The 24,020-nt window shown below is 45.3% G+C and carries 22 protein-coding genes and 3 riboswitches; of the genes, 2 read left to right on the top strand and 20 right to left on the bottom strand.

What is annotated here, in order from left to right; all coding sequences use genetic code 11:
• Positions 1-22 precede the first annotated feature (22 nt).
• From AAEO50_RS01790 to AAEO50_RS01780, 3 genes are all read right to left on the bottom strand, one after another.
• Complete coding sequence (locus AAEO50_RS01790; protein ID WP_341979770.1) at positions 23-1,054, bottom strand: ABC transporter permease; 1,032 nt, start codon at positions 1,052-1,054, stop codon at positions 23-25.
• Complete coding sequence (locus tag AAEO50_RS01785) at positions 1,054-1,926, bottom strand: ABC transporter permease subunit (protein ID WP_341979768.1); 873 nt, start codon at positions 1,924-1,926, stop codon at positions 1,054-1,056. The genes AAEO50_RS01790 and AAEO50_RS01785 overlap by 1 nt, the downstream gene beginning before the upstream one ends.
• Before the next feature lie 153 nt (positions 1,927-2,079).
• A complete protein-coding gene (locus AAEO50_RS01780; RefSeq protein ID WP_341979766.1) occupies positions 2,080-3,204 on the bottom strand; it encodes an MBL fold metallo-hydrolase in 1,125 nt (374 codons plus the stop codon).
• A gap of 223 nt (positions 3,205-3,427) precedes the next feature.
• Between AAEO50_RS01780 and AAEO50_RS01775 the strand changes: the two genes are divergently transcribed.
• The gene (locus AAEO50_RS01775) at positions 3,428-4,654 is read left to right on the top strand and encodes a dicarboxylate/amino acid:cation symporter (protein WP_341979764.1); all 1,227 of its coding nucleotides are present in this window, start codon (positions 3,428-3,430) and stop codon (positions 4,652-4,654) included.
• A 98-nt stretch (positions 4,655-4,752) separates the two neighbouring features.
• Here AAEO50_RS01775 and AAEO50_RS01770 read toward each other — a convergent pair whose 3' ends face one another.
• From AAEO50_RS01770 to AAEO50_RS01715, 12 genes are all read right to left on the bottom strand, one after another.
• Entirely contained in the window at positions 4,753-5,949 is a 1,197-nt protein-coding gene (locus AAEO50_RS01770) for a PDZ domain-containing protein (RefSeq protein WP_341979762.1), read from the bottom strand.
• A 479-nt stretch (positions 5,950-6,428) separates the two neighbouring features.
• Positions 6,429-7,889 carry a S41 family peptidase gene (locus AAEO50_RS01765; protein WP_425383137.1) on the bottom strand — a complete coding sequence of 487 codons (1,461 nt, stop codon included), beginning with the start codon at positions 7,887-7,889 and terminating at the stop codon, positions 6,429-6,431.
• A gap of 274 nt (positions 7,890-8,163) precedes the next feature.
• On the bottom strand, positions 8,164-9,246 hold the full coding sequence (gene metX, locus AAEO50_RS01760) for a homoserine O-acetyltransferase MetX (RefSeq protein ID WP_341979758.1): 1,083 nt from the start codon (positions 9,244-9,246) through the stop codon (positions 8,164-8,166).
• 161 nt (positions 9,247-9,407) lie between these two features.
• Positions 9,408-10,703 carry an O-acetylhomoserine aminocarboxypropyltransferase/cysteine synthase family protein gene (locus tag AAEO50_RS01755; protein WP_341979755.1) on the bottom strand — a complete coding sequence of 432 codons (1,296 nt, stop codon included), beginning with the start codon at positions 10,701-10,703 and terminating at the stop codon, positions 9,408-9,410.
• Positions 10,704-10,887: 184 nt separating this feature from the next.
• Positions 10,888-11,013, bottom strand: a riboswitch (SAM riboswitch).
• 389 nt (positions 11,014-11,402) lie between these two features.
• Complete coding sequence (locus AAEO50_RS01750; RefSeq protein WP_341979753.1) at positions 11,403-12,539, bottom strand: PLP-dependent aspartate aminotransferase family protein; 1,137 nt, start codon at positions 12,537-12,539, stop codon at positions 11,403-11,405.
• A gap of 469 nt (positions 12,540-13,008) precedes the next feature.
• Positions 13,009-13,389, bottom strand: coding sequence for a DUF302 domain-containing protein (locus AAEO50_RS01745; RefSeq protein WP_341979751.1), 381 nt, complete (start codon positions 13,387-13,389; stop codon positions 13,009-13,011).
• Positions 13,390-13,554: 165 nt separating this feature from the next.
• Positions 13,555-14,136 carry a redoxin domain-containing protein gene (locus tag AAEO50_RS01740; protein ID WP_341979748.1) on the bottom strand — a complete coding sequence of 194 codons (582 nt, stop codon included), beginning with the start codon at positions 14,134-14,136 and terminating at the stop codon, positions 13,555-13,557.
• On the bottom strand, positions 14,129-14,767 hold the full coding sequence (locus AAEO50_RS01735) for a hypothetical protein (RefSeq protein WP_341979746.1): 639 nt from the start codon (positions 14,765-14,767) through the stop codon (positions 14,129-14,131). Before AAEO50_RS01735 ends, AAEO50_RS01740 begins: the two co-directional genes overlap by 8 nt.
• Entirely contained in the window at positions 14,748-15,845 is a 1,098-nt protein-coding gene (locus AAEO50_RS01730; protein WP_341979744.1) for a HAMP domain-containing sensor histidine kinase, read from the bottom strand. The genes AAEO50_RS01735 and AAEO50_RS01730 overlap by 20 nt, the downstream gene beginning before the upstream one ends.
• Positions 15,838-16,524, bottom strand: coding sequence for a response regulator transcription factor (locus AAEO50_RS01725; RefSeq protein WP_425383134.1), 687 nt, complete (start codon positions 16,522-16,524; stop codon positions 15,838-15,840). Before AAEO50_RS01725 ends, AAEO50_RS01730 begins: the two co-directional genes overlap by 8 nt.
• 12 nt (positions 16,525-16,536) lie before the next feature.
• Positions 16,537-17,250: a cytochrome c biogenesis CcdA family protein gene (locus AAEO50_RS01720; RefSeq protein ID WP_341979740.1), complete on the bottom strand. Its 714-nt coding sequence runs from the start codon at positions 17,248-17,250 to the stop codon at positions 16,537-16,539.
• A 359-nt stretch (positions 17,251-17,609) separates the two neighbouring features.
• Positions 17,610-18,185 carry a class I SAM-dependent methyltransferase gene (locus AAEO50_RS01715; protein ID WP_341979738.1) on the bottom strand — a complete coding sequence of 192 codons (576 nt, stop codon included), beginning with the start codon at positions 18,183-18,185 and terminating at the stop codon, positions 17,610-17,612.
• 345 nt (positions 18,186-18,530) lie between these two features.
• Positions 18,531-18,619: riboswitch (cyclic di-GMP riboswitch) on the top strand.
• 23 nt (positions 18,620-18,642) lie between these two features.
• On the opposite strand from AAEO50_RS01715, the gene AAEO50_RS01710 reads away from it, so the two are divergent.
• Positions 18,643-18,960 (top strand): hypothetical protein, encoded by a 318-nt coding sequence (locus tag AAEO50_RS01710; protein WP_341979736.1) that lies wholly within the window; start codon positions 18,643-18,645, stop codon positions 18,958-18,960.
• Between the two features lie 88 nt (positions 18,961-19,048).
• Here the strand turns inward: AAEO50_RS01710 and AAEO50_RS01705 are convergent, their stop codons facing one another.
• The 5 genes from AAEO50_RS01705 to cccB all read right to left on the bottom strand — a co-directional run bounded on the left by AAEO50_RS01705 (position 19,049) and on the right by cccB (position 24,012).
• Positions 19,049-19,321: a hypothetical protein gene (locus tag AAEO50_RS01705; protein WP_341979734.1), complete on the bottom strand. Its 273-nt coding sequence runs from the start codon at positions 19,319-19,321 to the stop codon at positions 19,049-19,051.
• A gap of 146 nt (positions 19,322-19,467) precedes the next feature.
• Positions 19,468-19,559: riboswitch (cyclic di-GMP riboswitch) on the bottom strand.
• A gap of 300 nt (positions 19,560-19,859) precedes the next feature.
• Entirely contained in the window at positions 19,860-21,218 is a 1,359-nt protein-coding gene (locus tag AAEO50_RS01700) for a murein hydrolase activator EnvC family protein (protein ID WP_341979732.1), read from the bottom strand.
• Positions 21,219-21,256: 38 nt separating this feature from the next.
• Positions 21,257-22,141 carry a permease-like cell division protein FtsX gene (gene ftsX / locus AAEO50_RS01695; protein ID WP_341979730.1) on the bottom strand — a complete coding sequence of 295 codons (885 nt, stop codon included), beginning with the start codon at positions 22,139-22,141 and terminating at the stop codon, positions 21,257-21,259.
• On the bottom strand, positions 22,131-22,817 hold the full coding sequence (gene ftsE / locus AAEO50_RS01690; protein WP_341979728.1) for a cell division ATP-binding protein FtsE: 687 nt from the start codon (positions 22,815-22,817) through the stop codon (positions 22,131-22,133). The genes ftsX and ftsE overlap by 11 nt, the downstream gene beginning before the upstream one ends.
• 877 nt (positions 22,818-23,694) lie before the next feature.
• Positions 23,695-24,012, bottom strand: a complete 318-nt coding sequence (cccB, locus tag AAEO50_RS01685; RefSeq protein ID WP_341979726.1) for a cytochrome c551 — start codon at positions 24,010-24,012, stop codon at positions 23,695-23,697.
• Positions 24,013-24,020: the final 8 nt, after the last annotated feature.

Below are 24,020 nucleotides of genomic sequence, written 5' to 3'. Positions count from 1 at the left end.
CCAGCGCTAGCAATGTCTGTTATCATCCACTTAATGATTTATCCCGATGCTTCACGCGTTCAAAATCACTCTGACTCACATCGAACGTTTCCCCTTTTGCCGCTCCTTCGTACTTCTCCTTGAATTTTTTATAATAATAAGAATGTCCCGAAGTCACTCTCACATAGCCCTCCATCATAAGGGCCACAGCGAACATCGCACTCGCAAAGAACAGGATCGGGGTGAGCGGTACCCACGGGGCGCCCTGTAGGTAACGAAAGGAGTCGCCGATCAGACCGGACCATTCGTTTGTCATCGATTGGGGCGGGTCCTTAGCGAAGGAATAGTCCACATCGGTACCTCCCACAAAAAGCTGAAGCAAACCGAGATGAATAAAAATGATCAGGGTCTGCATGACTTGCTGGCCAAACATAATCACAAGTTTGTCTTTCAATGAAGGCAATATATGCTTAACGATGATTCTGAGCCTGTTTGCCCCTAATACTCTCGCACTAAAAATAAATTCTTCCTTATAAATCAATGCGATTTCATTTCCCAACAGAGATGAAATGACCGGGACGATGAGAATCGTGAGCACGACGATTTCAATGATGAACCTCTCTGTCAAAGTGGTCGGAAAACCGTTATATGGCTCCCACAGGACAGGTTTGAGAAGGAAATAGGCCAAGATGGATAACGGCAGGTAATGAAAGGAATCGATCATGCCGTTTACCGATTTTCTATATTTTCCAAGGTAGATGCCGAGGACGAATCCGATCGGCAGCGAGACGGCCACCCTCAGAAATGCGATGATAAAAGCGGTGATCAGCGTATACTTAGCACCGATCACGATTTTCCCAAGCATATCAAGTCCGAGTGGATCTGTTCCGAACGGAAAGGCCCATTTCGGTGAAATAGGAGCTGCTTCAACGGGAAGACCATTTTCTGAAATAAAATAAAGTCTTCTGACCTCATCCCCCCACAAAATCGAATACAGAAAACTGGCCAGAATTAATAAAGTGATATACAGGAATCCCGTCAGAAAATAGGGGTTCTTCCAAATATTCGGTTTCATCATAACTCCTCCCCCCTGTTCGCTTTGCGGGACAGCACAAACTCCCCGACGTTATAAAAAAGAAACAGGGGAATAAAGATGCTGAATAAAGCGAGTGTGAATAAAGTCGGCTGTATGGTGGACATGAGAAACCTTGTGATGCCCGGTATATTGAACAACAGCTCAACGACGAATAAATTCGACAGCATGAACCAAATCGTTTTCTTAGATTGAAAGAATACCGTGATGACGGCATTTTTAAGAATATGTACAATCAATATGAATAAACGTCCGAACCCGATGGATTTTGCCAGCAGCACATAATCCTTCTTGTCTTCTTTCTCGAACGTCAAAATCGTCAAACGGTACAACTGAATCGTCGGTAAAATTGCGAGCGCCAGGATCGGTAGGAGATAGACTTTTTCTTCATAGGTGGCGGCGATTCCGACGATGACCTCTCCTGATTGTTTGTAATAATAAAGGATGACGAGCTGCAGAAGCAGTATGATGAGGAGATCCGGCAGACTCTCCAGAAGATAGAAACCAAATTTAATAGATTGCCTGATTCTCTCTGAGAACATCATGGTGAAAATCGTGAGGAAGACGGCCACAAGCATGGCCAGGAAGAAAGAAGAGAACAGCACGGTCAGCGAATACTGGATCGGCTCCCATAGATACGGAAATAAATCGCGCTCTTTCTGGCCCCCGATCACCTTATAAGTAAGTTCCGAAGGATGGAAGATGGCGTGAAGTATGACTTTGATGGCTGTCCAGTACTCCCCCCATTGTAACTCTTTATTGGCTAGGCCTGACATGAGGACCGGAAGCCCGCCCATCAACACGATACCAGCTGCCGAAAGAATGAAATTTTTTATGATATGCAGAATTTTCATTGACTGCCTCCCTATTTACAATACCCATTAGTAAAATTATACCAAATAACATTTTTTATGGAAGGACAAATCAAAAAACAATCAAGCAGCATGTGAGGCTGCCTGATTGTTTGAAGATATTCTTTATAATGGTTGCTTTTTCAACCAGCGGATTTACACAGAACAGTTATTAGGCCCTGTCTCCATTTCCTTCTTCTTGTCCTGATCAGGGTTTTGTTTCCCCATATTCGTTTTACGGATTTCTTCGTGGCTGTTCGGCTGTTCCGGCAGGTTATCGGTGACCATATGCCTGAATTCTTCCGGATTTTCCACATTCAGCTTTTTATTTTTTTCATAGAGGCTGTTCAATTTATCCGATACGCTTCCATCTTCATTCAGTTCGCTTATTTCACCGAAGTGAGATGGAAGGACGGTCAGGTCTGATGACAGGTTTTTATATCGTTTATACAGAGTTTCCCTTAGGTCGTCCACCCAGTCATCCGCTTTACCGGCAAGATCCGGACGACCGATGGATTCCACGAACAGGATATCACCTGTCAGCAGAAATTCGTCATCCACGATAAGGCTCGTGCTTCCGATCGTATGACCCGGAGAGTAAAATGGCTTGATCGTCACATCTCCGACTCTGATTTCATCGCCGTCCTTCAGCGGTGTATACTCAAACTCCACTCCTTCATCATCTTTTTCAGGAAAAGAATAAGACGCTCCGGACTGTTTCGCGATTTCACGCCCGCCGGAGATATGGTCGGCATGTAAATGGGTATCTAGCACGGCTTTGATCGTTAAGCCCTGTTCTTTAATGAAGTTCGTGTAATACTCCGTCATACGGTTCGGGTCGACAATCGCCGCCTCTCCATTCGATTCTATTACGTAGGATAAACATCCTTTTCCGAGACGGACGAATTGATAGAGAGCGCCGCCTTCCCCGGACAATTTGCTCACCTTGATTGGTTCCAGATGTTCGCTCCAGCCGTTCATTCCGTCCACCAGGTGAGTGATCTGTTCGACACCTGCTTCTTTCAGAATCTTGACTCCGTCCTGAGATGAAACCCCTTTTGCACAAACAACATAGATTGGCCCGTCATCCGGCAGTTTTTCCTTTGCTTTCTGCGGATCTTCTTTGATTTCTTTCAGCGGGATATTCATCGTTTCAACCGAATCGCCTTCGATCTTCCAGTTTTCATAATCGTCTTCACCGCGAACATCCAGGATAAAGACATTTTCTTTTTTAATGATTTTCTTTACTAAGTCTTTTACTTCTAATGGTTGCAGTGACATTGAATCTCCTCCTATTTTTATTGCTGTACATTCATATTTTCTGTATACCCTCTTCCGTATGAGTAAAACGTAAAAAAATGGAGTGAAAGACATGTCTTTTGACAGACAAAAGAATGTATTGTATCGTTATTTAATCCCGACTAAATCAATATGATTATATTTTCAATATGGAAGATTCTAATAGAACCTATTGGGGAAACTATGGAATAAAGGAGGAATTTACATGAAGGCGATATGGAAGAGTTACAGGGATGCTTCTCTTATTTTAAAAATCACTGTTGCACTCGTGCTTGGTGTCATAGCCGGTCTGGTGTTTGGAGAAGATGCTTCCGTACTCACACCGCTTGGTGACGTTTTGATTCGTTTACTTAAATTTCTTATTCTGCCGCTGATTCTGTTCACTCTCATTGTGGGTGTCAATCAGACAAGAGTAAGCAAACTCGGGCGCATGGGCGGAAAAATGTTCTTATATTACGTACTGACTTCTTCTTTGGCAATCATCGTCGGCATTACAGTCGCCAGTCTATTCGACCCTGGAACCGGAATGACATTGGATACGAAAGAAACATTCGAAGTACCTGAAAATCCCGGAATCACGAGTGTGTTATTAAGTATCATTCCTGAGAACATCGTGACTGCATTTTCCGAGTTCAATCTGTTGGGAATCATTTTTACAGCTCTTACCTTTGGAATTGCCATTTCATATTTACGATCGAGTGACCAATTCCACGAGGCTGGCGAACAGGTGTACAAGCTGGTTGATGGATTGAATGAAGCTACACTTGTCATCATGAAAGCCGTATTGCAATATGTGCCGATCGGAATTTTTGCCATCATGGCCAATACGGTAGGAAGTCAGGGGATGGATACCCTTGTATCGCTAGGCAATATGGTGCTTGTTCTTTATGCAGCGATCGCGGTTCAAATCGGGCTCTATATTCTGTTTATGATTTTCTTCAAAATCAGGCCCGGCAGATTTTTTGCCCAAGCCCGCACACCGATGATCACCGCTTTTGTCACGCAAAGCAGCTCAGGGACACTCCCCCTTACGTTGAATGCGGCGAAAAACTTAGGGTTGTCAAAAAGTCTTTATGGCTTCAGTCTTCCACTCGGGGCGACAATAAACATGGACGGCGCTGCGATACGCATAGCGGTTTCCGCCGTATTTGCCGCTAACGTCATCGGTGAACCGCTGACGATCTCAGAAATGCTTGTCGTCGTCTTGATCGGGACGCTCGCATCGATCGGGACTGCCGGCGTACCGGGTGCAGGGATTGTCATGATCGCGACCGTGTTTGCACAACTCGGACTGCCGATGGAAACGGTCGCGCTCTTGACTGCCATCGACGCTCTTGTCGGGATGGGTGCGACTGCCCTGAATGTGACAGGAGATTTGGTGGGGACAGCGATTATTGATAAGACGGAGAAGGATGAGGTCGAGTCGGTTTAGATCCGTTTTAATAATGCAACAGGCTTTGCTGCCTCTTGTGGTATTATAAAAAGCTTGCAGGTATTTAGTCTGCAAGCTTTTTGTATGGAATGATTGTGTTATGAAACCTGATGGCGATCCCAACCAGAATCCTGATCGGCAAACAGGATGCCCAGTTCGTGGTGATCGCCTTCGTAAAGGGCACCTTGTGCAAATCGATTTTCTCCGTTCGTCCCGAGGACCTCAAGTTTGCAGTAGGCTCCATTTTTCTGAAGAGCTTCATAGAACCCTCTTTCCGTGTGTACGTCTGCTCCGTTCACCTTCAAAATGATTTCCCCGACACCGAGGGATAATTTTTCAGCAGGAGAATCGGGAAGAATGCCGAGAATCATGACGCCTTTCGACTGCCTCTTATAGTAATAGGGCTTCGAATCTTCCGCAGATCGGTGGCGATACGCAATCCAGGCACGGCCGAGTATTGCAGCTACCCCTGCTGCAATCGAAAACATCGGAGCCCAAAATCCTGTAACAGCGAGCGTCAGAACGAAAGCGCCAAGCCAGAATACGCGCGAGCCCATTTGCTTGATCGCGATTTCCGGCAGGCTGCTTTTGACAAGCTGCTGAAAACCAAGCAGGAAGGGCACGCAAAGCAGCGAATAACTCTGTGTACCAAGAGTGAATACCGGCCACCAGTCGAACGGCAGGTTCAGATTCCCTCCAGGCAGGAGGACAAACATCGGGACCAGCCACAGCTTCTTGCTTTGGTGAACCCCGACCTTCAATCCTCTCTCACTTTTAATCAGACGGGGGGAAGTATGCTTCCATCCGTTCAACTTGATGAGGATGCCTTCTATTAAAGTAAGCACCCCTGCAAGTACCATGATCGAACTCAGCAGCCCCAGATTCAACTCATCCATATATGTATGTACATAAGGAATTTCCACACCGAAATAACGGACCGTTACGAGAAGGAAATAAGAAAAGCCGACAGTGATGGCAGCTGACACCAGATGAAAGTTCCTGGTAAGTGCGAATAACACACTTAAAGCCCCTATCAAAGTAAGAGCAATAACCGGAATGACGAGACCCGCCCCAATGGTGACGAGGGAGAAAAGAAGCCCTGCCACTATGCCATATGATAATAGAACACGTGTATCGTGATATCCGTCCAATAATCTTGTGTTAAAATCCTTCCGTTCTCTCTTAACACGATAATATCCAGTCAAAACCGCTAAAAACACGGATAAAAATAGAACCGGGTGTAGAATGAATTTCCCTAATGCCTTCAAGACGTCCAGTAACCAAAGCTCGACCAATGAACCGTCACCCCCTCAAAACTTGTGAAAGATTGTTATCTTATATTTTATCAAACTACGCTGTTAAAACCTATTGCAATTTTTTTCGGATTCTATTACATTGGGAAACTTCTCGTAATGAGCAGTCTGGAAATCCCCGTTTATAGAGATTATTTCGACAGCATATCTTGTATTTTCCCGGGAAATGATGTCGGAATTTCCGGTTTGGTTGGGGTTTTATTGGGTTGGGGGTGGGTTGGTTGAGGGTGCCTGGCTCGATTGGGGTAGATTGAGCCTGGCTCAAATCGGTGGTTTTTGAGCTAGGTTAGGGAAAGGGGTGCCAGGCACAATTTGCCTGTTTTGTTCCTGGCACAATCAGCACGTTTTGTACCAGGTACAAATAGAATGTCTTGTACCTGGTACACCGCAGACCCGCCTGCCCCCATTTACCATAACCGGAAAAAGACCGCCTCCCGTATCGGGAAGCGATCTACATCTGATTATTCGTTTGCAGCCTGTGTCTTGGCAATTCGGTTCACGTATTCGATTGCTGCCTGCAGTTGAAGATCGTTCTTTTCGTTCTGCACCTGCTGGTAGATTTCCGCTTGCAGATGTTCTGCTGTTTTACTGTCGATGACTCCGTTCACGTCCAGGCCTTGCTGGATCTGGAATTCCTTGACGGCCTGTTCTGTCTTCTTGCTGTAGTAGCCGTCGGTACGGTCGAGCATGAATCCGAGTCCTTTCAGCATTTCCTGTGCATTCTTGACTTGATCGTTGTTCATTTCCGGTTTCAGCGGTTTTTCGATTTGAAGAGGGTGAGCGTAGTAATAAGCAGGCTGTTTGACTGGAATGTCAGGCCTGATCCCCTTCTTGTGAATCCAATTTCCGTTCGGGGTGAGCCATTTGTACATAGTCAGCTTGATGTTGCTGCCGTCACCCATAGGAACCGCCTGCTGGACCGTGCCTTTTCCGAAGCTCTTCGTGCCGATCAGCGGATATCCTTCCGTTTCCTTCAGGGCACCTGCCAGGATTTCCGATGCCGAAGCACTTCCTTCATCGATCAGGACAACAACCGGATAAGCTTTCTTTTTCTTGTTACTGGAGAAGGATTTCATGACCTCCCCGCTTCGTTCCTGAATTTGGATATAAGGTTTTTTCGCTGTGACAAACTCCTGCAGGATCTGTTCGACACTCGATAGCAGTCCGCCTGGGTTGCCGCGGACATCAATCACGAGGCCTTCCACCTTTTTCTTCTCAAGTTCTGCCAGCTGCTTTTTAAAATCAACCGCCGTATTTTCAGAGAACGTCGTGATTTCGATATACCCAGTCGTGGTCCCATTCACTTTTTTTACATCTGAATGGACGGTTTCAACCGGTATATCATCCCGTTTGACGGACACTTCAATCGGTTCTGCGACACCTTCTCTCAGCACTTCCAGTTTTACTTTCGTACCTTTCTTCCCTCTTATCTTAAGGGTGGCTTCGTATAAATCCAGACCGTCGATGCTGCTGCCGTCGATTTTTACGATTCGGTCATTCGGCTTCAGACCCGCCTCTTCTGCAGGAGAATTTTTAAAAGGGGCAACGATAATCAATTTCCCGTCCATCATCGTGACCTCTGCTCCGATCCCTTCAAAAGAAGAATCGAGGGCATCATTAAACTGCGAAGCCGTCTCTGCGTTCATGTAGACCGAGTATGGATCGTTCAAGGTCTTCAGCATGCCTTGAATCGCGCCCTCCACAAGCTCTCCTTTGTTCACATCCTGAAAAAACTTCTCACTGATCAAATCATAGGCCACTTCCACCTTATGAAGCTTGTCATCCACACTTCCTTTGCCGTTGAATTCTGCCAGCTCGTCCCCTGAATCTGTGAAATCAAGCAGGGTGACCCCTCCGTACATCCCGCCTGCTCCGATCAGCATGCTAATCACGATTGCGATGATAAGCTTTTTGCCTCTCAACTCCATATTTTCCCCTCCAACTTGTCAATGGCTGATAAGAAAAATGCCGGCCGCTTACGGATGAAGGATGGTTTGTCCTCTTTTAAACAACTGACCGCCTGAAACGGCTCGTCCTTGTTAAAATGGTCCTTCTCTCAACCGCTGCTGCCCCGCACTTCAAAAAGCGTTGACCATTCTTATTCAAAAAAAAGACACCACACAAAAACGCGCTTCTTCGCGGTGCGATGTCTTTGCTTATTTAACTATATGCCGGAGGGGGACGGGTTATGATACTTTAGCCGTTCACAACACGATTGGGCTGATATTTTTTCAGATGAGAAGCAATCATGCTCCCCCATTTCTCGAACTCTACTAAAAACCCGTCGTGGCCAAAGGCCGTGGAGACGAAATAGTGGCGCCCAGACCGCACCCGGTTTGTGAAGCTTTCGAGATACTGAGGAGAGTAGATCAGGTCGCCTTCATAGCTGATCGTGATCAGCTCGGTTGGATATTCTCTAGCAATCTCATCCATCGTGCAGCCGCGGTTTCTGCTTAAGTCATGTGAATTCATCGCTTTCAGGAGCGTCAGATAGCTGTTCGGATCGAATCGCTTTGCGAGCTTCTGCCCCTGGTAATTCAAATAGCTCTCCACTTGAAAACAAGACTGTGCTTCTTCCCGCTTGAACCGGTCGTCAAAAAGCTGGGGCGTCCTGTAGGTGACCATACCTGCCATCCTCGCAATCTCCAATCCTTTTAAAAGAGTGCCCGCGGGGTAATTTCCGTCTTGAAAGTCAGGATCTGATTCGATTGCCTGGATGCCGATGTGGTTAAAAGCAAGCCCGTAGTCGCTGAGAGCCGGTGTAACGGCAAGCGCAAATACCTTATCGACGAAAGAAGGATACACCATCCCCCACTCGAGTGCTTGCATCCCGCCCAAAGAACCACCGATCACAGCATAAAGATGCGGGATCGACAGTTCCTTCAGCGCCAGATATTGAGCTTTGACCATGTCTCTTACGGTGACTTTTGGAAAATCCCTTCCATAGGGATGCCCGGTTGATGGGTTGATGGATGCGGGTCCGGTGCTGCCATCATTGCCGCCAAGAACATTGAAAGAAAGAATCGTGTATTCATCAGTATCAAGGTAGGAACCCGGCCCCACGAGTCCGTCCCACCAGCCTTTAGCAGTCGGGGTCCCTTTTACAAGGTGATTTCCTGTGAGCGCGTGACAGATAAGGATGACAGGACCGTCTTTGACACCGATTTTTTCATACGCAAGCTCTGCCTGCTCCAGGGTGGTGCCGCATTCCAGGGTCAGGGATGGGATCGTAATGGAGTTTACTTCGTATTGAGTCTGTCGGGTATGCGGGTTCTCCATTCCGCCGCCTCCTTTTTGGTGAGAGATTGGGGGCAGGCGGATGGATGTTCAGCCTGCATACCCCTTTTTTCATTTATTTTTGATGGATTTCACAAAAATACAGCTGTCATCATGCGACCGGCCACACTGCTGAGTTTCAGATCACCGGTTCATTTTTCGGTTTATACAGGGGAAGCTGCCAATGCCGCTTCGATCGCGCTGTCCAGGTCTTCGATCAGGTCTTTTGCAGACTCCAATCCGACCGATAACCGTACTAATTCTTCAGTGACACCTGTCGCACGCAGTTCTTGATCGTTTAATTGCTGATGCGTCGTTGAAGCCGGATGGATGATGAGTGATTTTGCATCCCCGACGTTCGCCACATGTGACCAAAGGGTAATGTTATCGACGACTTTGCGTCCAGAATCCCTTCCGCCTTTGATACCGAACACGACGATCGAGCCGGCACCTTTTTTCAGGTATTTTTGCGCCAATGCGTGCGACGGATGCTGGGCGAGTCCCGGGTAGGATACCCACGCTACACCGTTGTGCTGATCGAGATGCTCGGCGATCTTCAATGCATTTTCCGTATGCCTTTCGATTCGCAAGTGCAGTGTCTCGAGCCCCTGCAGAAGCAGAAAGGCATTTTGCGGACTTAAGCAAGCGCCGAAGTCACGCAGCAGCTGCACTCTGAGTTTCGTGATGAAGGCAGCTTCGCCGACATCGATGCCAAAGCGGATTCCATTGTAGCTTGGGTCTTCGTCTACAAATCCAGGGAATTTTTTATTATTCCAATCAAACTTGCCTCCGTCGACAACAAGGCCGCCGATTGCTGTACCGTGACCGCCGATCCATTTCGTAGCAGAATGGATGACGATGTCCGCACCCCATTCAATCGGCTTGGTAAGATACGGCGTGGCGAATGTGTTATCGATGATGAGTGGGATTTCATTGTCATGCGCTACTTTTGCGACAGCTTCGATATCTAATACGTGCAGGCTCGGATTTCCGATCGTTTCGGCAAATACAGCCTTCGTTTTCGGAGTGATCGCATTCCGGAAGTTCTCCGGATCGGTCGGATCAACGAAGTGCACCTTGATTCCGTACTTCGGAAGCGTTGTGGAGAAAAGATTGTACGTACCGCCGTAAAGATTCGTTGCGGCGACGATTTCATCCCCGGCTCCCGCGATATTCAAGATGGATAACGAAATTGCAGCCATACCGGAGGAAACGCCAAGCGCTCCAATTCCGCCTTCCAACAGGGCGATTCGCTTCTCAAGTACATCCACCGTCGGGTTCATGATACGGGAGTAGATATTCCCCTCTTCTTCAAGGCCGAATAATTTTGCAGCGTGCTCACTGTTGTCAAAAACGTAAGATGTGGTCTGGTAAATCGGGACTGCGCGCGAACCTGTTGTCGGATCCGGTTCTTGACCTCCGTGTAGTAGTAACGTTTCAACATCGAATGATTTTGTCATAATGAATTCCTCCTGGGTAATGGTTTTAGTTTGTTTGGCTTTTGCGGGTGATTGTGACTTGGCGGGTGAATGTATCCGGCTATTCACAAAAACGATTCAGCATTCATTCTAGGAATTTTTAAAAGAAGAGGAAAAATCAAAAACCCCCTTCCTAAGAAGAGGGTCTAATTTAATAGGGGTCCTCCTCTTATCTTTCAGACAATTGTCTGCAGGAATTAGCACCTTTTCATGTAGACGCAGTTAGTCTCTCGCGAACATGAAGGTTGCCGGGCTTCATCGGGCCTAGTCCCTCCGCCTCTCTGGATAAGAGCGATTTAGTTGTCATTAAGTAGTGCGTTGAAAAGAATTATAAAGGCTGCTTCACTTAACGTCAAGGGTGTTTTCTGATTTTTTTTATAATTTAGTTTTTTAATCGTCCTAATTTCCATTCAGAAAGCTCTGTAATCACCGCTGTTGATTTCCGTGCAAGACTTCGCTTTCCGCGGGCGGTTGGTGAGCCTCCTCGTCGCTCTGCTCCTGCGGGGTCTCACCTAACACGCTTCTCCCGCAGGAGTCTGCGTCTTGCACTCCAATCAACAGCTGGAACCAGTCAAAAAACAAGAGCAAGATTTAAATAAAGCTATGAGGAAATGAATATGCACCTACTTCATTTAGCGAAATTAAATAAATTTGAAAAGCCATATTCCTTAAAAGACAACATTAGTTAATAGCTTCTTGAATTGCTGCGTTGAACTGCTCCACGATGTCTTCTGCGTCTTCGATTCCTAATGATATGCGGACGACATGTGTGTTTATGCCGAGTTTTTCCTGTGCTTCTTTCGGCAGCGCCCGATGGGAGGTTCCGAGCGGGTAGGAGACGGTCGTTTCCACTCCGGCAAGGGTCGGCACGATTTTGATCCAGCCGAGGGATTTGAAAAATGCACTGATGTCACATGACGGATCGAGCTCGATTGTGACGATGGCTCCGTGACCTTTTTCTGAAAGGGTGTTTGGATAGTACACGTGTTTTATATGCTCGTTCGTTCGTAGGTTTTCTGCGAGGACACCGGCGTTATAAGCTTGCGCTCCCATGCGGAGACCCAGCGTTTTCGCCCCTCTTGCTGTCAGCCATGCCTCAAATGGACTTAAGTTCGAGCCCATGTTGACGACTTTTTCTCTTGCTTTTTTTACGAGGTCTTCATTCCCGGTTACGACCCCTGCGGTGATATCACTGTGGCCGCCGATGTATTTGGTCGCGCTGTGAGCGATGAGGTCGACGCCTTCAAGAAATGGGGTCCGCAGGTATGGTGTAGCAAATGTGTTATCGATGATCGTTTTGAGATTATATTTTTCGGCAAGCTCGACCAGCTGCGGGATATCCTCCACCCTCATGAACGGATTAGTGACCGTTTCACTGTACAGGAGTTTTGTCCGAGGCGTGATGGCTTGTTCGATTTCCTCGCGTTTGGTGAAATCGACGAACGTTGTCTCGATGCCGAAGCCTTTCAGCTCTTCCTTCAGCATATGGAAGGTGCCGCCGTACAGATCTTCCGCTGCGACGATTTGGTCTCCGCTTTGTACAACTGCAAGTACCGCCGCTAAGATAGCGGACAAACCTGAAGACGTCGCCACCCCGGCAGGCGCCCCTTCAAGAGCCGCCACCATCTGCCCGAGTTCATCCGTGTTCGGATTTCCCGTCCTAGTGTAGAGGTAGGGTGATTTCCCTTCATAAAAACCTTCAAGCTCTTCAAGTGATTTGAACGAAAAAGCTGAAGTCTGATAGATTGGCGTCGTTTTGCTGCGGATTTCCTCGGTTCCTTTTAACTGACTATGTACGACTTTCGTTGTGAATTTCATGTATGTCATCCTTCCTCTTATGTTCGGTAGTATTTAGAAGAGTGTATCATATTCAGAAGATTGCGAGGAAGGAAAATGTTTCGGGGGTCGGATTATTTTTTTGGTGTTGGTTTTAGTTTTGGTATGAGTTTTGGTTGGGGTTGGGGTTAAGGCTGGGCTGGGTAAAGATTTTTCGACAAGTTGCTTGTATTTTGGGATTTTGGATTGTATTTTTTAAAGTGGATTGAATCAGAATGGATTGTATATTTTAAATTTGGATCGAATATCAAGAAAAGTGGATTGAATCTCTGTTACCGACAAGCTTTATAAGTGATTATACACGTGTATCCTCTTTGATTTGAACCGAATTCAATAGATTTGATAGGGGCAGGCACTAAAACAGATGATTTCGCATTCATTTTGGGATTTTACACCCTTAACCTCAAAAAAAACCCGCCGCCAATGCAGCAGGTGTTCCTCCATTCAAACCCTATACTCGATCCATACAAGCAATCAACCGGTCTTCAATATCCACCGCAATGCTCTTCAGCTCATCATTATCCACAAGCTCGATCAGCTTGCTCGGTTTGGCCATGCCGACCTTGGTTGTTCCTTTTTCTGTGTAAACAGTGATTTTACAAGGCAGGAAGTAGCTGACAAGCATGCTTTGCTCAAGGACTTTCTTCGCTTCATGCGGGTTGCAGACTTCAAGGATCACGACTTCCTCGTTAAAATCCAAGCCTTTTTCCTCAAGCTTACCGGCTAGATCCAGATTCCAAAGAACGCCGAAGCTTTCTTCCTTCAGGGCAGCTTCCACCTTCTCCGCCGCTTCTTTCACATTCATAGAAACTTCTTTTGTGTAATGAAACATCCAATACTCCTCCTTCATCTTCTCTCGATTAATAGTGTCTTCAAGAAAATCGTTCACATACATATTTTATACCTCTTGGAGTATGCGATTAAACTTCCATGCTTTAACGAGGTGAGGGACGGGCTTTTAGCGTGCTAAAAGCCCGTCCCTCACTGGATTAACGCGTTAGTCCATTCCTGCGACCATTTCGCCCATCATTTCTTCGTTCATGGGGCCGACGATTTTATGTTGGATTTGACCTTTTGTGTCGATCATGTAAGTGGTCGGGATGGTGAAGGCGCGGTACTCTCCGCCGATATCACCGTCTACGTCCATAGGGATCGGGAAGGTGAGTTCGTAGCCGTCAACGAATTCTTGTACAGCGTTCCTTCCTTCATCCATGCTTGTCAGATTCACTGCCAGTATTTCGACATTTTCTTTGTCAGCATTTTTTTCGTAGTATTTTTGCATATGCGGCATTTCCGCTTTACATGGCGGGCACCATGTTGCCCAGAAGTTAAGGATCACTTTCTGGCCCTGGTAATCGGAAAGCTTCACTTTTTCACCAGCCAGAGTCGTCAGTTCAAAGTCCGGGGCCTGGTCGCCTTTCGCCAATCCCTGTTCGGCATTCGAAAGGTCCATTGACTCCTCTGCAAGCTTGGCCGCTTCCTCTTTTTCTTTTTTCTCCTGCTGATCCTGGAATATATTCACCAAGAAGATCCCGATCAAGAGAGCCACGATGGCTAAAGCAAAGTTACGTTTATTCACTGATTTTTCCTCCCTGCTTTATTGATTTGGTCTGTTCATCTTTTTTCAATAGATATAGCAGAACGATGGTTATAACGATGTATGTGAGTAGGGGTGTCTCTATTTCAAATCCCCCGGATGAGTTCAACAGCAATTGAATCAGAGTAAAGATGATCAAGAGCTGCATAGACCATACTTCCTTACCGGTTGTGTTCAATTTTTTTAGTAAAAAGAGCAACAGTAGACTGTTTAAAATGAGCTGCGCCCCTCCAAAGATGTAAATCCCGTGAAGAATGTCGAACACGCCTTCATAGATAAGGACGGTCATGACCCATGCGGCGAGCACATGATAAGGATTCTCTTTTTTTATAAACGTATAGATCAAGACAACTGCGATCCCGATCCAATATCCGGCGGTGCCTCCGTGAAAATAGAGAATGGTGAGCGGATGTTTGATGACCGTATTGAAGTCGACGACAATCACACTCAGTTTCCAGGTAAGGATAAAATAGAATACCGCGTTCGAATACCAGTCACTCGCTTTCTTATTCCAGAAAAAGAGAAACAAGAACGTCAGGATGAACGCGGCGACAATCGCTGCCCAAGATCCCGGGAACGTGAAGGCTCCGATGTTATACCATTGTTGATTCATCTTGATCCTCCTCCGTTCCGTAATGATTGATCGGCAATCGCACCTCGAATGTGTGATGATGTCCGTCCGTATCAAGGGTCAGCGTGCCGCTGTGAGCCTTCACGATTTCCTTTGTGATCGCAAGACCCAATCCTGCTCCGTCGGTAACAAATGAACGAGATGAATCGACACGGTAAAAACGTTCAAAGATGAGATCTTTTTCGTCTTCGGGAATCTCTTTCCCCTGATGATAAAATTGTATGATATAGTATTGATTTTCTACAAATCCTTTAATGTTTACCTTTTTCCCAATGTCATAGTCGGTCATATTCTGAAGCAGATTATTGAAGACCTGATGAAGCCCGTCGCTGTTTCCGTAAAGGGAACAAGGAGCGAGGTCCACCGCTGCATCGATCTCTTTTTGCCTGAATTTCAATTGAAATGCAGTGATCCGATTTTGTAACAACTTGTGAATGAGAACTGGTTCCTGGCGATGATCGGTTAATTTTTCTTCCGCCGTCCACTGATTGATGCGCACAAGCTGCTGCAGCAGACGCTCGATCCGCCCTGTTTCTTCCTGCAGGGAACGGTAAATATCTTTATCCCCTTCTATGATACCTTTTTCCAGACCTTCTAGATAGCCGGTCAGATTCGTGAGCGGCGTCCGCAGTTCATGCGACAGGTCACGGAGGAGACGGTTTTGTTTGGCTTTTATAAGGGCAGTCGTTTCCGAAAGATCATTGAACGCTTCACTTAATTCCTTCACTTCGTAAATGAGCGGTTTTTTTAGTCTTTCGGGCTGCTCTCCCCTTTTAAGTGTCTGCGTGGCTTCCGTTAATCTCTTCAGTGGCGTTGTCAGCCATTTTATAAAGAAAAAATGAAAGCCTCCCGCAAGGATGAACGCGAGTACACTGACCTTTATCAGATAATCATTTAAAAGAATTTCAAGATTCGCCCCGGTGATTTGCTGTTGATTCACCAGATTGCAAGCATAATTTTTAACGGTAAACCCGGCAATCAGAATCACGGCAGCTATGATGAAGGTGTTGAGAAAGGTGAGCTGGGATAGTAAACTCCCGAGCTTTTTTCGGTTACCCATTGAATTTATACCCCATTCCTCTTACCGTCTCGATGAAATTCAGGCACGTCCCTTCCTGGAGTTTTTGCCTGAGGTGACGGATATGAACATCAATTGTCCGCTCTGAAACCACTTTTTCATGTAATTCATACAGGGAGTCAAGGATTTGCTGCCTCGAGATGACCTGTCCTGGATGAGTCATCAGCAGCTGAAGAATCCGGAATTCGAAAGCAGTCAGTTCGACAGGATTTCCTTTATACGTGACTTCCCCTTTTTGAGGTTTGAGGGTGAGTCCATTGCGGCTGAGTTTTTGACAGCGATTGGAGGTCCTTCGGAGGACCGTCTCCACCCGTGTCACGAGCTCGGTTGGACTGAACGGCTTGGTGACATAGTCATCCGCCCCCGTTTTTAACCCGGAAATCCGGTCGTTTTCACTTGTTTTTGCCGTCACCAGAATGATGCCGATGTCGCTCTTTTCATCCTCGCGAATCCATTTGCACAGCTCTTCGCCTTGAATTTCAGGCAGCATCAAATCAAGGATGGCAAAGCAGGGATCATGCTCTTTAAAGAGACGTTTCCCTTCCTCACCGTCACCTGCTTCAATGACTTCATAGCCTTCTTTTTCAAGAAAAATCTTTATCAGCTTTCGGATCTTTGCATCGTCTTCCACGACGAGGATGCTTTTATTCTGAACGTTCACGACCATTTCCTCCTAAGTTGAAAAGAGACTGAATACGGATAGATACGCAGAAATTTGCTGCATTTTCCCGCTGAAGACGAGAAGCCCCAATGCCACCATGATGGCACCATTGATTTTCGCCAGTTTCGGGAGGATTCTGTTCACTTTTTTCATGACCGAGAATGTTTTCGTGATCATGAGCGAGATGATCAGAAACGGAATCGCAAGCCCGATTGAATAAACGACCAGCAGCGTGATCCCCTGGGCCAACGTAGAGCTTGCACCTGCCAGTAACAGGATCGATGACAGCGTCAATCCTACGCAAGGCGACCATCCGCTCGCAAAGGCCATCCCAAGCAGGATCGAACCGAATGCAGTCCCTTTTTTCTTCGTTTCAAACTGCTTTCCGCCCTTCATCAGAAACGAGAACGAAATCCAGCCCATCATCTGCAAACCGAATACGATGATCAGTATTCCCGCGATTTGCTCTATGTACATGCGATACTCCGAGAACAAGCCGCCGAGTAAGCTCGCCGATGCTCCCATTAATATAAAGATAAAAGAAAAACCTGCAATGAAGCCAAACGACCGCGTAAAGACGATCTTTCTCTCCACCTGGATGCGCCCGCCTTCAGCCTGCCCCCCAGTCAAATGACTCACATAAGCCGGCAGCAGCGGAAACACACAAGGCGAGAAAAACGACAGCGCCCCCGCAGCCAGCGCAAACCAAATTGATACCTCTACCATACATTGTTCACTCCTTTACTCCAATAGTATGGCGGGGGAATGTTAATTTTTTGTTAAGTGTGGGGAAATTTTTTGTGGGGAAAGAATTGGCGGGGCTGGGTTTATCGGGTTGGTGGAGTTGGCGGTTGATTGGTGCATTGATTTGTTGTGTACCTTTGATTGGTGCCTGGCTCAAATTGGGTGGTTTGAGCCAGGCTCGTTTGTACCGGTTTGAGCCTGGCTCAGATCAGGGGTATTGAGCCTGGCTCAGTTTTTGTACCTGGTACATTTCCTCCGATTTGTACCTGGTACAAGTATGTCAAAATGTACCTGGTACAAAACCATCACCGGTACCAGATCCGCCCCAATTAACCGGCCTTTCAGCCCTTACGCACAACAATATAATACACAGCCGGATGCAGATGTCCCACTGTGGTCTCGTATCCTGCTGTCTCCAGCTGCTGTGCCAGTTCTTCTGACGGAATCCGTTCATGAAGCGGCGGGCCCATTTCCGATTCTACCGCTTCCCAGTCGAGGATCAGCCAGAGACCATCGTCTTTCAGCATGTCATTTAAATCCTGAAATACTTTGGTGAGGTTCGGCACTTCATGCAGGACGAATGCAGATACAACCTTGTTCAGGGTGTTTTTGTTAAAACTCAGGTACTCCAGCGAAGCTTTTTCATACTCAATGTTGTGCACATCCGCTTCCTTTGCCCGATGCTGAAGATACTCGAGCATTTCCTGCTGGAGGTCGACAGCATGTACTTTTGTGTCTACCGACTTTGCTATTGGAAGCGTCAGATAGCCATTTCCGCAGCCCAGGTCGGCGACGAGGTCCTCTTTTTTCAGTTGAAGAAGCTCAAGCACTTTGTCTACCGGTACCATTTCCTGCCGCTTTGGATCGAGCAATTTTGATGCTTTGTGATGTTGAAATAAGTGTCCGTGTCCTTCCATGGTTGATCCCTCCGTTATGTTGGTTTGGTTTAGATCATGACAGTCTGCTATTGCAAGTTTCAGCAGCCGAAGTGAATGACACAAGCTTGTTTCATATTATTGTTATCGTTTCGACTTACCTATAGACTGTTTCGAAAGAATAGTCGAGTGCAAGTACCCTTAATATGATACCCTCTTATGTATTTCAGTATGAACCTTTTCCTGGACCCAATCAAGTAGCATGACTTGAACTAAGCGTTTGCATATTAGTCTTTTAGAACTATTACTTTATCTTCATATACGGTTAACAGTATATAATAAAAAGCCGATAATAGGGGAAAGGTGAATTTCTTTTTCACAAGGTTCTGTTGAAAAAGGCAAACTTCCTGAAAAGGAAGGACGCAAAGCTTCGGGTCTAAGGCGGACAGTGCCGCTAGGATGGCCGGGCCGCCAACAAAAATATAAAGGGGAAATTATGATGACATTTGAAGAACTTCAAACGATTAAACGTCATATATGCCAGTTGAATGCATTGATTGAATTACGAAGCGACGATGCAAAGGATGCAGGAGAATTCATCCAGCTTATTCGCTCATTTTTGCGAATTCAACCTAAAGAAGCTTACTTGCCAATGATGGAAGTGATGACGGTAATCAAATATCAAAAGCCCGTAATCTTTCAAGTATTGAAACATCGCGGTCAAAAAGATCACCACTTCGAGTTCCTAACTAACATTACAATGGATATTCGTACAGCCGAAAAGAATCTTGAACATTGGCTAGCCAAGTCGGCCTAATATTTTTATTAATAAAGGATTGATTTCATCGATGATCTGCTTTCATAAAAAAAACCGGCTGTCGAAAGAAGTAGACATCCGGTTTTTTTTATATAATGGCTCTTTCATCTGAATTATCTTTTTGTGAGCTCTTTAATGCTTCCAGTATAAGTATTAAATAAAAACCCGTGTTTCCACCTCTGCGGTCGATCAGCTGGATGTCGTCAACGATTCTCTTAACCTCTTCATAGCCCAATCTGCTTAATACCATGTCGCTGATTTCTTCTGCTGAATAGGAGCCAAACTTCTTCAAAGAGGAACGGTTTCTCCTGCAAAAACTTCTCAACTGTCTTCTAACATCAGAAATTGTTACTTGTTCCATCTTCATTCTCCTTTCTCATTCTCAAGTTTTTCCTCCAGTGACGTTTGAGGGCTGGTTTATTAAAATAAAATAGCCCGCCAAAAAGAATGGCGGGCTATAAACGAAACTGACACCTGTCGACAGCATTCATTTATCTTCCAATCCTTTTCGGTAACCCGGCGGTCATAGTTTTTTAAAAAAAACGTTAGATCCGTGGCTTTGCGTCCTAATCTTTCGAATTAGTTTGCCATTATCGTAGGGTCATGCATAGTTCCAATGATACAGTTCACTTCTACAACAATACTACTATAGTACCAATTACCAAGAAAATTTAAAATAGATTTTTTACAAGAAACTTACTTTTTCGACATTTATTTTTTATTATACATGATAACGTATGATTTGTAAGCGTCCGGTTATATTCTTTTATGAATATTAGAAAGCTTGTAATTTGCGAAATCTTGTAAAAGGTGGACTTAGTTTTTAACTATTATTAATCTATTATCCAAAAAAAACCTGCCATAAACGTATGGCAGGTTTTTACAATACTACTATTCTCTTAAAAATTGATATATTGACGCGGATTTACAGCGTTAGATTTCGATCCATTCCATGAACCTGCATGAAGTTCAAAGTGTAAATGCTGACCGAAAGAGTAACCCGTGTTACCCATATATCCGATTCGCTGACCTTTATCTACAGGCGTCCCAGTGCTTACGTTTGATGAAGACAAATGGGCATAGACTGTAGTGAAGGTTTTTCCGTTAATTGAGTGCGTGATGTATACGACGTTACCGTAACTTGAGCTGTAATGGCTCTTGATGACATATCCGTCAGCCGCAGCAACGATCGGCACGCTTCCACCAGCAGCCACATCTATACCATAGTGGTAACGACGCTTGCCATTTAATATATCCCAGCCGAACTCGGTTGTAATGGCACCTGATGCCGGTCTTGTCCAAGCTCCTTCGCTGACAGGAGCAGAAGCTACCGGAGCAGATGCAGTGCTGCCACTGTTGCCGCTGCTGCTTGCTGATGCCTGGGCTTGTGCTGCTGCTGCTGCTGCACGTTTTGCTGCCTCAGCTTCAGCCTTTCTCTTCTTCTCAAGTTCACGCTGGCGTGCAAGTTCTGCTAAGCGAGCCTGCTCAGCCTGGATTTCTCCACCGATTTGCTGTTCAATTTTCGACAATTCATCTGATTCTTTTTCAAGATTAACTTTTTCTTTTTCAAGTGCCGCCTGCTGTTTTTCAAGCTGCTTGAACAGTTCCGCTTTTTGAGCTTTTTCACTGTTCAGATCTTGCTTAAGTGTTTCCAGACTTGCTTTATCATTTTCTAGTTCTGCCAGTTTCGTTTCTACTTCGCTTTTCTTCTTCTCTAATTCTTCCTGGTCTCTCTTTTGTTCATCCATGATCTTCTTATCTGCACTCACAATTGTGTTCACTGCAGTCACCCGGTTGATGAAGTCACCGATGCTGTCCGCACCAAGAAGTACATCAAGATAGTTTGCTGAGCCGCCTTTTTCCTGGATCGCACGTGCGCGTTCTTTTAAAAGTTCGTTACGCTCTTTAATTTTTTCTTCTAACTCTTTGATCTCTACTTTAAGCTGATCGATTTCAGCATTTGTTTCATCGATTTCTTTCACTTTTTCTGCGATCTTCTTTTCAGTGTCTCTTATCTTCGCATCAAATTCTGCAATTTTCGCTTTGATTTCTTCTTGTTTATTGATGTTGGCATCGATTTCTGATTTTTTCTTATTGATTTCACCGTTGATTTTATCTTTTTTAGAGGAAACCTCATCTTGTTTCTTTTTTAAATCCTCTACTGAGGAATTAGCGTTGGCTGGATTACCTAACGCTGGAAAACTTCCGATTGTTAATGCTGCTGCTATAGCTATTGATACGAAATACTTCTTGTTCAAGCGGCATGCTCCTTTCAGCTTCTATCAACCTATCAACTTTACACTCTCAAGAATTTACGCACTGACATAAAGCTTCCCCAAGCCCCGATCAAGCATCCCATTAACAGGATCAATCCGTTTACTTGATAGATAAATGGGGTAAAGTCCAATATCTGTATAAAATGGTTTTGAAGTTTCGGTTTTATGAATTCGTAAGCATAGTAATAACCAGTTGTAACAAGAGCGATCGGGATAATAGAACCTAAAACACCAAGCCATAGCCCTTCTAAAACGAATGGCCAGCGGACGAACCAGTTGGTTGCACCCACGAGTTTCATTATCTCGATTTCCCTTCTTCTAGCGACGATCGTTATCTTTATCGTATTGGAGATGAGGAACATCGCTGTGAACAGCAGACCGATGATTAGTACCAGCCCTACGTTCCGACTCACTTCCAGGATATTGAATAACTTCTCAATCTTCGCTTCTCCGTATAATGCTTCATTAACGTTATCATACTTGTTAATCTGTGCAGCAATTTTTCCGGTATCACGAGGATTTTCAGCTTTTACAATAAATACATCATATAATGGGTTATCCTGCTCGAATAATCTGAAATCATCACCGAGATCCTTTACCAGGTTCTTAAGTTCTTCTTCCTTAGAAGAATAGTCCACGGATTCGACTCCATTTATTTTCTCTATCTTATCTCCAACGGCTTTAGCTTCTTCCTGCTTTGTACCGATTTCGAGGAGTACGCGTACTTCAACATCTTTCTCTATATCGGTTGCAACCTTGTTCATGTTTAACATCAGGACGATGAAAACACCAACAAGCAATAATGTAACGGTTACGGCACTGACGGATGCGAATGTCATCCAGCCGTTACGGCCGATGCTCTTAAAACTTTCCCTTACGTGACGGGCATACGTTCTAGCCTTCATAACCGTAATCACCTCGCTGTTCGTCCCGGACAATCCGGCCATTCTCAATGGCGATTACCCGATGCTTGATTGTATTTACGATTTCCCGGTTATGTGTAGCCATGATCACTGTTGTACCGCGTGTAGCGATTTCCTCAAGGATATTCATGATATCCCAGGACGTTTCAGGATCCAGGTTCCCAGTAGGCTCGTCCGCAATTACCAGCTTCGGCGTATTGACGATCGACCGTGCAATCGAAACACGCTGCTGCTCCCCGCCTGATAATTCATTAGGAAGCATTCTGGCTTTATGCTTAAGACCAACAAGTTCAAGTACATCCATTACACGCTTCTTGATCTGTTTCGGATGCTCTTCTATTACTTCAAGAGCAAACGCAATGTTTTCGTATATTGTCAGGGACGGAAGCAGTTTGAAGTCCTGGAAAACCACCCCTATATTCCTGCGTAAATGAGGTACTTTGCTATTCTTTATTTTTGCTAGATTTATACCATTCACGATGATGTCACCTTTTGAAGGCTTCACTTCACGGTACATCATCTTGATGAATGTTGACTTACCGGCGCCACTTGGACCCACGACATAAACAAACTCGCCTTGCTTAATGTGGACGTTAAACCCATTCGCAGCCATAACGCCATTGTTATACTGCTTATAGACGTCTTTCATTTCAATCATTTTAAAATCACCTAATTTGTAGTATGTAGTTCCCCTCTTGGCTGTTTCGACTATGTGCGTGACTAAAATTCAGCTGTCTTTACCAAATTAGACATAAATTGGTGAAATTGCTCGAATTTCGCTCACGAAAATATTATAACATCACTTCTTGCGATGTTAAGGAAAAAAATTATTACAGTTTCATTGCAAAACCCTACTTTTTGAGAAATTTTTACCTTTTTTATTGACAAATATACCTAAAATCCGATTTTCACATAGTTATTTTTGACTAGTAACAGGTACTAACAACAAGTAAAAAAGATAGAAAGCGATTGATTTCAACTCCTCTGTTTTAAGGTAGTCAGCGAGGCGTTAATGAGATAGGGGAGGTTTTATTAGTTTGTCATATAGATTTAAAATAGGGGGGAGTTATTTGTGTGGATAAGTGGAAATTTCTATATTAATTGAGGACAATTGAGAGTGATAGGTGCGATTTCTGCAAAATGACAATAAAAATTATTTGCTAATTTTGAAATATGTTATCTACCATATCATTAAATTAAGCTCTTTATACACCGCTGTTGATTTCCGTGCAAGACTTCGCTTTCCGCGGGCGGTTGGTGAGCCTCCTCGTCGCTAAAGCTCCTGTGGGTTAGAAAAGCGGAGGCGGCTCGTTCAGCCCCGACAAGCATAAGATGAATGGGACGGGAAGGCGTTTTTTGCCTTCTTGGCCCATTTAGCTTATGACCTCGAGGGGCTAGCCGCCGGAGCTGGACAAGTCTCACCTAACACGCTTTTCCCGCAGGAGTCTTCGTCTTGCACTCCAAAATCAACAGCTAGAACCAATTTATAGTAAAAAAAAGAAGAACCCTCTCACAGGATTCCCCCTCTTCACCGATTACTTTTTATTCGCCAGCCATTCAGCAACAGCTTCTGCTTCTTCACCTTTTACAAGATCCGCAGGCATTTGGCCTTTACCATTTTGAATGATTTCAAGAATTTGATCTTTGTCTAAACGAGACCCTATGTCGTTCAGCGCCGGTCCCATCCCGCCTTCAAGGTTACCGCCATGACAACTGGTACATTTGTTGTTCACGATTTTCTCGGCATCCATACCGCCGGAGCTCGTTTCCTTACTGTCCCCGCCATCGTCTCCGCCGCAGGCAGCAAGAACTAATGATGTTCCTAAAAGAATGCCTAAAAGCTTTTTCTTCATGTTTTCTC

Origin of the sequence: Rossellomorea oryzaecorticis (assembly GCF_038405515.1) — a bacterium.
GTDB lineage: Bacteria > Bacillota > Bacilli > Bacillales > Bacillaceae_B > Rossellomorea > Rossellomorea oryzaecorticis_A.
This window is presented reverse-complemented; position numbering and strand designations above follow the sequence as displayed.

Excerpts from the sequence above, each read along its gene's own strand:
- AAEO50_RS01790 (WP_341979770.1), bottom strand. The coding sequence starts at position 1,054 with ATGAAACCGAATATTTGGAAGAACCCCTATTTTCTGACGGGATTCCTG.
- AAEO50_RS01785 (WP_341979768.1), bottom strand. The coding sequence starts at position 1,926 with ATGAAAATTCTGCATATCATAAAAAATTTCATTCTTTCGGCAGCTGGT.
- AAEO50_RS01780 (WP_341979766.1), bottom strand. The coding sequence starts at position 3,204 with ATGTCACTGCAACCATTAGAAGTAAAAGACTTAGTAAAGAAAATCATT.
- AAEO50_RS01775 (WP_341979764.1), top strand. The coding sequence starts at position 3,428 with ATGAAGGCGATATGGAAGAGTTACAGGGATGCTTCTCTTATTTTAAAA.
- metX (WP_341979758.1), bottom strand. The coding sequence starts at position 9,246 with ATGGAGAACCCGCATACCCGACAGACTCAATACGAAGTAAACTCCATT.
- AAEO50_RS01755 (WP_341979755.1), bottom strand. The coding sequence starts at position 10,703 with ATGACAAAATCATTCGATGTTGAAACGTTACTACTACACGGAGGTCAA.
- AAEO50_RS01750 (WP_341979753.1), bottom strand. The coding sequence starts at position 12,539 with ATGAAATTCACAACGAAAGTCGTACATAGTCAGTTAAAAGGAACCGAG.
- AAEO50_RS01745 (WP_341979751.1), bottom strand. The coding sequence starts at position 13,389 with ATGTTTCATTACACAAAAGAAGTTTCTATGAATGTGAAAGAAGCGGCG.
- AAEO50_RS01735 (WP_341979746.1), bottom strand. The coding sequence starts at position 14,767 with ATGAATCAACAATGGTATAACATCGGAGCCTTCACGTTCCCGGGATCT.
- AAEO50_RS01730 (WP_341979744.1), bottom strand. The coding sequence starts at position 15,845 with ATGGGTAACCGAAAAAAGCTCGGGAGTTTACTATCCCAGCTCACCTTT.
- AAEO50_RS01720 (WP_341979740.1), bottom strand. The coding sequence starts at position 17,250 with ATGGTAGAGGTATCAATTTGGTTTGCGCTGGCTGCGGGGGCGCTGTCG.
- AAEO50_RS01715 (WP_341979738.1), bottom strand. The coding sequence starts at position 18,185 with ATGGAAGGACACGGACACTTATTTCAACATCACAAAGCATCAAAATTG.
- AAEO50_RS01710 (WP_341979736.1), top strand. The coding sequence starts at position 18,643 with ATGACATTTGAAGAACTTCAAACGATTAAACGTCATATATGCCAGTTG.
- AAEO50_RS01705 (WP_341979734.1), bottom strand. The coding sequence starts at position 19,321 with ATGGAACAAGTAACAATTTCTGATGTTAGAAGACAGTTGAGAAGTTTT.
- ftsX (WP_341979730.1), bottom strand. The coding sequence starts at position 22,141 with ATGAAGGCTAGAACGTATGCCCGTCACGTAAGGGAAAGTTTTAAGAGC.
- ftsE (WP_341979728.1), bottom strand. The coding sequence starts at position 22,817 with ATGATTGAAATGAAAGACGTCTATAAGCAGTATAACAATGGCGTTATG.
- cccB (WP_341979726.1), bottom strand. The coding sequence starts at position 24,012 with ATGAAGAAAAAGCTTTTAGGCATTCTTTTAGGAACATCATTAGTTCTT.